This window comes from Enterobacter mori LMG 25706, from assembly GCF_000211415.1.
GTDB lineage: Bacteria > Pseudomonadota > Gammaproteobacteria > Enterobacterales > Enterobacteriaceae > Enterobacter > Enterobacter mori.
The window spans coordinates 594,217-603,470 of record NZ_GL890775.1; the positions used below are offsets into that span (position 1 = coordinate 594,217).

Below are 9,254 nucleotides of genomic sequence, written 5' to 3' on the forward strand. Positions count from 1 at the left end.
ATGCAATACATCCACTATCAGGCGCGCTTGGCGCGACGTTCAGCAATAAATGCTACCAGGAAGACAGCGCCAATCAGGTCAAAGAAGCCCATGGCAATAAAGAGCGGGTTAAAGCCGATTTTGTCGGCGGTCACACCGATTAACAGCGAGAACAGGAAGCTGGCGATCCACGCCGCCGAGCCACGCATGCCGTTGACGGTCGCCATCTGGCCTTTGTCGAACGACTCCACGACCAGGGCGCTCAGCATGCAGGAGATGATCTGGTGCCCGAAGCCGCCGATGGAGATCAGCACGATGGTGATATACGGGTCGCGTGTGATGGCCACGATGCCCAGAGAGATCATCAGGAACGCGCCCGTCACGGAGCTGGCAACGACCGAGTTAACGCGGGAGCAGCCGAACAGACGGGTGTACAGACGCGTCAGGTAGCCACTCGCCACGCTGCCCAGATCGGCGGCGAGGAACGGCAGCCAGGCAAACATCGCAATCTGCTTCAGATCCATGCCGTGCTCTTTGGCGAGGTACAGTGGCACCCAGAAGCTCAGCACCGCCCAGGCTGGTTCCGCCATAAAGGCCGGGATGGCGATACCGTAGAAGCGTTTGTTTTTCGAAACGGTTTTCAGCGCGGTCAGGAAGGGCAGTCTCACCGCAGGCGGTTCGTTATCCTGCTTGATAAACGCCAGCTCGTCCTTGCTCAGGTTCGGGTGCTGCTCCGGGTTGTGGTAGAACGCCCACCAGAGGATCACCCACAGCAGCGCCAGCACGCCGGTAAACATAAACGCGCCCTGCCAACCGAACGAGACGTGAGCAAAGTAGATGATAGGCGGGGCCAGCATCGCGCCGATGGAGAAGCCCACGCCCGCCCAGCCGGCGGCAACGGGACGTTCTGATTTCGGGAACCATTCGCCGATGGTTTTGGCATTCGCTGGGGTAGCGGCGGCCTCAGAGGCACCCATAAAGAAGCGCAGAATCGCCCGGTGCAGCCAGCTTCCGGCGCCCGCATGGAAAATACACATCAACGCCCAGATCCCGGCGCAGACCATAAAGCCAATCTTCAGGCCGATAACGTCAATCAGCCAGCCGCACAGGGGCTGGAAAATGGTGTAGGCGATCTGGAACGCGCCGACGATCCAGGAGTATTGCTCGGTGGTGATGCCGAGGCTCTCTTTCAGTTCCGGGGCGAGGATCCCGAGCGAGTTTCGGGTGATGTAGTTAACGGTGACGCCAAGTAAGAACAGCACCAGCACGTACCAGCGCAGGTTCTTGATGACGCGACGGGTTTTGCTTGTCGCAACGGTGTTATTGATGTCCTGACTCATTTTACTCTCCACAAGACGGACGGTAAGGGGACGGAGGTTCAGGTGTCACACGGATTGTTATGGCTTTGATTTCTATCCGTTTAAACTGCTTAAGTTGGTATACAACTAGTATGGAAGTTGTGTGACAAGTTCACCTTAAGGGAGAAAATGAGCAGGCAATAGTGGATTTTGTGCAAAATTTCTCATAACTGACGAAATGCCTCTGGCATGATGGTGTTTATGTCAGTTATTGCCTGACCAATACGCTATGAAAAATTTTTCATTTCGCAAATGGAGCCAGATCACAAAATGGACAAAAGGCTAAAAATCACCGAAATTGCCGCCCGTACGCAGCTCTCCATCAGCACCGTGTCGCGGGTGCTGGCGGGGAAAGCGAATACCAGTGAAAAGGCGCGCGCAAAGGTGCTGGCATGCGCCCGAGAGCTGGGCGTGATGGAAGGTATGGCGGCGGGGCGGTTGCTGCTCAATAGCCTGGTGGTTTTTGCCCCCCAACGCGCCTTCGACGAGCGGTCCGACATCTTTTACTACCGTGTGATCCAGAGCGTGAGTAAAGGCCTGGCGTCCCACGATGTGCGACTTCGCTACTGCGCGCTGGAAGAGAACGATAGCGACGCGCAGCTGTTTCTGGCGCGCATGAATGAAGCGGACACTCAGGCGGCGATTCTGCTCGGTATCGACGATCCGCACATTCACGATCTGGCGGTGGACGTGGGGAAACCCTGCATGCTGATTAACTGCCGCGACCGGCACATGCGTCTGCCTGCCGTTGCGCCGGACCACCGCGCCATTGGCGAGCGGGCGGCGGAATATCTGTTCGAGATGGGACACCGTGAGGTGATGAACGTGCTGTGCCTGCGTCGCTACACCATGGAGCTGCGCCTGTCGGGGATCCGCGACGCGTGGCAGTCCCATAACCTGACGTTCAGCGATAAACGCGATCTGCTGGTGGTGCCCAGCTTCAGCGCGCGCGAAACGGAACAGGCGGTCAGCAGCTGGCTCAGCGAAGTGCAGGGGAAAGATTTACCTACCGCATTCCTGGTCGGCGGCGACTTTATGGCGGCGGGCACCATTAGCGCATTACAAAACCACGGTCTGCGCGTGCCGCAGGACGTGTCGGTGATGAGCATCGACGGGTTTAACCTGGCGGCGATCCAGGATGTTCCATTAACGGCCGTGCACGTTCCCCGCGACGAACTGGGAACCGAAGCGGTACACATGCTCCAGCAGCGGCTGATGCGCCCGGACGCGCCGGTGGGGACGTTGCTGCTTAACGGCACGCTGACCGTGCGGGGATCCGTACGGCGGATACGTCAGGGGAAACGACGCACCGCCGTGGAGCGGGAAGGGCTGTACGACAGTTAGACCATGCCCAGCGCGCGCTTGCCGTGGATGTTGAGATCGTTCACGGTAAAGCGGTCCTGCCAGCTCTTTTCATAATCCTCACGCGGGAAGTCTCCCGGCGACGCACCGGTCTCCAGCGCTTCTTTGACCTTTTTCGCGTAGGCGAGATTTTTCTCGCACATCGGCGCGGCAGGGATGTACATCACGTTGCCCCAGCCCTGCTGATTCTCCACCGGCGCGACGGAGTGGATCACATCGCAGTGCCACCACACGGAATCGCCCGCTTCGAGTGCCGGAATGCTGGTCAGCGCCTCGATGAGCAGCGGGTGCCACTTCTCGGAAATCGGCAGCACGCGTCCCGGCGCCACGCCGCACAGCTCGTCCTCCGGCACGTCGTCCAGCAGCGGACGCAGCAGTATATAGGCCATCGCTTCCGGGATCGGCACTACGTGCAGCAGCCCCTGACCGGGGATCATGTCCGACAGCGCCGTCCAGCCCTGGAAGGTGCGGAACACCGAGCATTTGGTGGTGTTATCGACGGTGTACTCTTCCACTTCAGTACGGTGCGCGGCGTTCCACGGATCGTACTTATCGACGTTGCCGTCAAACACGCGGGCGAACACCTGTTGATAAGCCGGAAGCAGCCAGCGCTCCAGCGCGCCGGAGTCGGTATGCGCGCCCAGTCCTTTCGAGGTGGTTCCCGGCGGACGGCGGCGGATACGGTCCGGGTAAATCACGCTCACGTCCGGGTCGAACCACTGCTTGCCGTTGCTCTCGAATGTCCATAAACGGTTCAGGAACGACTGCACCTGCGCCATCTCTTCGCTCTGGCGCGCCTGCATTTGCGCCTGAGACCAGTAAATCGGGTAAATCTCAGGACGAGAGGCCGTTAAGGTGCCGAAGAAGTTATCGCCTGGGCCTTTGTACACGTCGTCAAACGTGTTGAGATCGAGGTAGTCGAGCATCGACTGATCCCATGCCAGCGCCTGCTCGCGTGGGAAATGACCTTTAATCACCGCGCAGCCGCGGCGTTTAACGGCTTCGCGCTGAGCGTCGGTGAAGGTGCCATTTTTCACATCCGCGAACGGGATCACCGGCCAGACGGTTTCGCCTTTGTTCTTAAGGGCGTTGATTTCCGCCACGCGGGTGGCAATTTTATCGCTGAGCTTATTAAACACCGCCTGCACGTCGCCGATCTGCGCGCGTAACTCACGTTTTAACTGACGGATTGCCGCTTTGTGATCCGCTGGCAAAGTTTCACTGGTAAAGGTCATAACTGCCTCGCATCTTTCATTCGAAAGTAAAAATATCTACAAGTGATACTTTAAGTTAAAATTAAGTTAATGCAAGTTTAAAAGCTTGACGCAAGCCACAGGACGGAAAAAGAGTGAGAGGCCGGAGCAAGGCTCCGGCGAGGAGAGGATCAGGCGTCGAACGGGGAGTGGTTGTCGAGCACGGCCTGAATGACGTTCAGCGCGCCCTGGTGGTTGTTGTCGTCGGTACTGTAGCGGCTGATTTCTTTGATGCTTTCTGCCGCGTTGCCCATCGCAAAGGAATATTTCACCAGCTTTAGCATCTCGGCATCGTTGCCGCTGTCGCCAATGCCCACGCACTCCTGCGGTGAGATTTTCCAGCGTTTCAGCAGGCGGCTGATGCCGTTGGCTTTGTGCAGGCCGGGGATAATTAAATCCACAAAGCCAAAGCCGCTGGTGACCGGCTTCATGATGCCGTCCAGGGAGACGTGGAGTTTATCCACCAGATTAGGAATATCGCTGTCCGGCAGGTTCAGGGAGAATTTAAACAGCACGTCGTCAATCTCGCGGTAATCGCTGATGCGCTTTAAGCGGTGATAGTGCTTTGACATCAGCACCACGAACGCTTCAGGAGCCTGGTCGCTGACGTAGGCACTCTCCAGCCCGCAGGCCACGAAGTTCAACCCTTTGTCTTTCAACAGTTCGCCAATGACGATTTGTGATTCATGACGCGTCAGTTCGCCGTGGAAAATCTGTTCTCCGTGATCGAACACCAGCGCGCCGTTTTCCGCCACGAAGGAGAGCCGATCTTTCAGCTCCGGAAAGAAGGAGATGAGCTGGTAATACTGGTTGCCGCTGGCAACAACGAATTCAATGTCACGGGCGTTAAGTTGCTCAAACTGTGCCTGGAAGCGGTCACGATCGTACTGCTTGGCATCATCAAGGAAAGTTCCGTCCATATCGGTGACGATAACTTTAACGGTCATACTGTGCTCCTGGGTCACTGCGTTTTGAAACATTCTAATAACAAGGTGACGGGGAGCACAAATTTAATTTCATTCGAAAGTAAAAGCAAAACGGCAACCGAAGTTGCCGCTTTAAGTCTTTTCTCCCTCTCCCGGTGGGAGAGGGCCGGGGTGAGGGCATCAGCGTGCGCATTTCCCCTTAGGGGATGCACCGTTACAGCGTATGCTCAGTACGGGCAATAATATCGTCCTGCGCATCCGGCGACAGGGCGGTGAAGAACGCCGAGTAGCCCGCCACGCGCACCACCAGATCACGATACTGGTCAGGATGTTTCTTCGCTTCCAGCAGCGTATCGCGCGAGACGATGTTGTACTGAATATGCCAGCCTTTGTGCACCTCGAAGAAGGTGCGCAGCAGCACCATCAGCTTCTGGCGATCGCTGTCGTTTTCCAGCGTCGACGGGTTCAGCTTCTGGTTAAGCAGCACGCCGCCGAGAATCGCCTCGGTAGGCAGTTTACCGACTGAGCCAATCACCGCCGTCGGGCCGAGGTGGTCCGTACCGGAGGCCGGGCTTGCCCCTTCCGCCAGCGGGGTGTGCGCCTTACGTCCGTCCGGGGTGGCCATTGTCGCTGCGCCAAACGGCACGTTTGCGGAAATAGAAGAGGTACCCGCGTAGTAGTTACCGCCAATCGGGCCGCGGCCGTAGCGCGGGTTGTGGTACTGCTTCAGCTCTTCAATGTAGGTCTGATAGGCGCGCGTCAGTAGCATATCCACGCTGTCGTCGTCGTTGCCGTACTTCGGCGCGCCGTTGATCAGACGCTGGCGCAACTGCTCGTGAGTCAGCCCCTCGAAGTCATCCGCCAGCGCGGCCGCCAGCTGCTGTTGACCGATAGTGCCCTGCTCGAATACCAGCTTTTTCACCGCCGCCAGGCTATTGCCGAGGTTGGCGATGCCCACCTGCAGGCCGGAGACCCAGTCATACTTCGCGCCGCCCTGCTTGATGCTTTTCGCGCGCTCGATGCAGTCGTCCACCAGCGCCGAGCAGAGAATATCGTGGACGTTCTCTTCCAGCATGGTGTCCACCACGTACTCAATCTCGATGGATTTACGGGTGTAGTAGCGGATCTGGCTGTCCCACGCCGCCATCACCTCCTCGAAGTTGTCGAAGTTACCGGCAGAGAGGGCTTTCTCCTGCGGGAGGAACACCTTGCCGCTGGTGGCATCGCGCCCGCCTTCCATCGCCGCCAGCATCACGCGGGCGAAGTTGATAAAGCTCATGCCGGTGCAGCGGTAGCCCCATTTGCCGCCCACCGCGGTTTCGATGCAGCCGATGGCCGCGTAGTCGTAGGCGTCGTCTCGTTCTATGCCGAGCTTGATGAATTCCGGAATGACGATTTCATCGTTGTTAAACGCCGGCATGCCGAAGCCGCAGCGGATCACCTGCACGCAGGCGTCGAGGAAGTCGTTGCTCATGCCCGCGTGGTAACGCACGCTCAGGTTTGGCTGGGTGGAGCGCAGGCGACCGCAGGATTCCAGAATCGCGTAGGAAAGCGGGTTGACCGCGTCCATCGGCTCGCCGTTGACCAGCTTCTGGCCACCGATGGTGACGTTCTGGTACAGCGGGCTGCCGGCGGAGGCTTTAGAGTGCGAGCCGGAGCGGATCTTGTTCACTTCCAGCAGCTTCAGCCAGCAGCTGTGCAGCAGCTCAATGGCGTGCTCGCGGTCGAGGCTCTGGTCAAGCTCCACGTCGCGACGGTAGTACGGATAAAGATACTGGTCCATACGCGCGAAGGAGACGGAGTGGCCGTTGGATTCAATCTGCAGGATCAGCTGAATGAAGTAGCACAGCTGCAGCGCCTGCCAGAAGGTTTTTGGCGGCTCGTGGGCGATTACGTCACAGTTTTCCGCCATTGCCAGCAGCTCGTCGCGGCGGCTTGCGCGGGTTTCGGTCGCGGCCATTTCTCGCGCCAGGTCGGCAAAGCGTTTGATGTGCAGGCTCACCGCCTCCAGCACGATATCGATCGCCTTCAGGAACTGGTCGCCGTGCAGGTCTTCCAGCACTGTCAGGTTGATGCGCGAGCGGCGCTCGGCCACTTTGGCGCGCAGGCCGTCGAGACCTTTCTCCAGCACCAGTGGGAAGTTCACCGCCAGGTGCGCGTCGCCGGAGGTCATGTTGCCTTCGGCTTTGATAATGCCGGTTTCCAGCAGGCCTTTCTGCTCGTCGGTGAACATGCCGTAGCAGCGATCCTGCACCGTCTGGCCGCGCCACCACGGGCAGATGTCATGCAGGACGCGCTTGTTCTCTTCGCTCACCGCAAAGCCCGCGCCCGGGCGATCCGCCAGATCGTCGATTTCTTTCTCAATCCAGGAGACGGTGTATTCCGGGAAGATCGGCGCGGCGCGCACTTCGCTTGCCTGGTTACCGATGATCAGCTCGTCGTGTTTGATCCAGATGGTGCGTTCAGCCAGGTGATGCGCCAGCGCCAGGGCGCGACGCACCGGGATCGGCTTGTCCATGTGCTGCTGATACATTTCGGTGTAATGCTGCGCGCGCTCGGTACAGACCGGCGGCTTGACGATATGTACGAGGGCCGTTTTGTGCGCTTTAATGCGCTCGCTGAGGGTGTTGAGATTCAGGGTCGTCATAAGTTTATCCTCGTAAGGTCGCGGTTAACCCTTTCTGGCAGGCGTACTGCTGCGCGAAGTCCAGCAGGGCAGGGTTATCCAGCGGTTTGTCAGGGGCAGAGTAGGGTTGGCCGAGCAGGGTGTATTTGTTCATGCCCAGCGTGTGGTACGGCAGAAAATGAATATCCTCGACGCCGAGCTCGTCGGCAGCGAAATTGGTAATGGCGGTAACAGAGGCTTCATCGGCGTTAAAGCCCTGGATCAGCGGCACGCGGATGGTGATTTTTTTCCCGGCCGCGGCAAGGCGTTTCAGGTTGTCCAGGATCCGCTTAGCCGAACCGTCCGTCCACTGCTTGAACACCTCACCGTCGACGTGCTTCAGGTCGGCGAGGAACAGATCGACGTAGGGTAAAGAGGGCTCGATATAGTGCCACGGTACGTGAAGACAGGTTTCGACGGCGGTGTGGATACCCTGTTCGTGGCTGGCTTTAAACAGCGCGTACACCAGCTCCGGGTTCATAAACGGCTCGCCGCCGGAGAGGGTAATTCCGCCGCCGCTGCGGTCGTAAAAAGGCTTATCGCGCAGTACGGTCGCCATGATCTTCTCGACCTGCTGTTCTTCACCACAGACGGTCAGCGCCTGCGTCGGGCAGCAGTCGGTGAGGGTGTTGAGCGTGGCGTCATCAAGCTTCTCACGGTGAATGACCAGCCCGTTCAGCGCGCGTTCGATGCAGCCCGGCGCTGCCTGCTGGCACAGGTCGCAGCCGTCCAGGCACAGGCGCGCATCAAACAGCACGTCCCGGCTGCGGGAGCGGCTTTCCGGGTTCTGGCACCAGCGACAGCCCAGCGAGCAGCCTTTCAGGAACACCACGGTTCGAATGCCGGGGCCATCGTGGGTAGAGTAACGCTGAATATTGAAGATCATGATTTCGCCTCTCACTTGCATATGAAGATTAAATTACTTTCGAATGAAAGTTATCTTGATGCAGGTCAACTCTTGAGCAGGTTTTGTCGTGATAGGGTAAGTGCAGGCTAATTTTGAGGGTGACATCATGGAACTTTATCTCGACACATCTGACGTTGCGGCAGTCAAAAAGCTGGCGCGTATCTTCCCGCTGGCGGGCGTGACCACCAACCCAAGCATTGTGGCAGCCGGTAAAACGCCGCTCGATGTGCTGCTGCCTGAACTGCACGACGCGCTAGGGGGTAAAGGCCGACTGTTCGCGCAGGTGATGGCGACTACCGCTGAAGGGATGGTGGAGGACGCGCGCAAGCTCCGCGCCATCATTAATGACCTGGTGGTGAAAGTGCCGGTGACCGCAGAAGGGCTGGCGGCTATCAAGATGCTGAAAGCCGAAGGGATCCCGACGTTGGGTACGGCGGTTTACGGTGCCGCGCAGGGTATGCTCTCCGCGCTGGCGGGGGCGGAATATGTGGCGCCTTACGTTAACCGCGTGGACGCGCAGGGCGGGGACGGGATCCAGACCGTGGTTGAACTGCAACAGCTGCTGACGCTGCACGCACCGCAGTCAAAAGTGCTTGCCGCGAGCTTCAAAACGCCGCGTCAGGCGCTGGACTGCCTGCTGGCAGGCTGCGAGTCCATCACGCTGCCGCTGGACGTGGCGCAGCAGTTTATTACTTCTCCGGCCGTGGATGCGGCGATTGTGAAGTTTGAGCAGGACTGGCAGGGGGCGTTTGGACGGACGTCTATCTGATACTGTTGCCGGGTGGCGCTCACGCTTACCCGGCC

The 9,254-nt window shown here is 58.7% G+C and carries 7 protein-coding genes; 2 read left to right on the forward strand and 5 right to left on the reverse strand.

Translation table 11 applies throughout. The features are described 5' to 3' along the window. Positions 1-17: 17 nt before the first annotated feature. Positions 18-1,319 (reverse strand): MFS transporter, encoded by a 1,302-nt coding sequence (locus tag ENTMO_RS0107885; protein ID WP_010428972.1) that lies wholly within the window; start codon positions 1,317-1,319, stop codon positions 18-20. A 288-nt stretch (positions 1,320-1,607) separates the two neighbouring features. Here ENTMO_RS0107885 and ENTMO_RS0107890 point away from each other — a divergent pair, with 288 nt between their 5' ends. Next, complete coding sequence (locus tag ENTMO_RS0107890; RefSeq protein ID WP_010428974.1) at positions 1,608-2,681, forward strand: LacI family DNA-binding transcriptional regulator; 1,074 nt, start codon at positions 1,608-1,610, stop codon at positions 2,679-2,681. On the opposite strand, the gene ENTMO_RS0107895 is transcribed toward ENTMO_RS0107890, so the two are convergent. The 4 genes from ENTMO_RS0107895 to ENTMO_RS0107910 all read right to left on the reverse strand — a co-directional run bounded on the left by ENTMO_RS0107895 (position 2,678) and on the right by ENTMO_RS0107910 (position 8,429). Further along, the gene (locus ENTMO_RS0107895) at positions 2,678-3,934 is read right to left on the reverse strand and encodes a DUF1479 domain-containing protein (protein ID WP_010428976.1); all 1,257 of its coding nucleotides are present in this window, start codon (positions 3,932-3,934) and stop codon (positions 2,678-2,680) included. The two genes, ENTMO_RS0107890 and ENTMO_RS0107895, sit on opposite strands and share 4 nt — an antisense overlap. Positions 3,935-4,083: 149 nt before the next feature. Further along, positions 4,084-4,899: a Cof-type HAD-IIB family hydrolase gene (locus tag ENTMO_RS0107900; protein ID WP_010428977.1), complete on the reverse strand. Its 816-nt coding sequence runs from the start codon at positions 4,897-4,899 to the stop codon at positions 4,084-4,086. A gap of 193 nt (positions 4,900-5,092) precedes the next feature. Beyond that, on the reverse strand, positions 5,093-7,525 hold the full coding sequence (locus ENTMO_RS0107905; protein ID WP_010428979.1) for a formate C-acetyltransferase/glycerol dehydratase family glycyl radical enzyme: 2,433 nt from the start codon (positions 7,523-7,525) through the stop codon (positions 5,093-5,095). Positions 7,526-7,529: 4 nt separating this feature from the next. After that, a complete protein-coding gene (locus ENTMO_RS0107910; RefSeq protein WP_010428981.1) occupies positions 7,530-8,429 on the reverse strand; it encodes a glycyl-radical enzyme activating protein in 900 nt (299 codons plus the stop codon). Positions 8,430-8,556: 127 nt separating this feature from the next. Here ENTMO_RS0107910 and fsa point away from each other — a divergent pair, with 127 nt between their 5' ends. Beyond that, complete coding sequence (fsa, locus tag ENTMO_RS0107915; RefSeq protein ID WP_010428983.1) at positions 8,557-9,219, forward strand: fructose-6-phosphate aldolase; 663 nt, start codon at positions 8,557-8,559, stop codon at positions 9,217-9,219. Positions 9,220-9,254 lie beyond the last annotated feature (35 nt).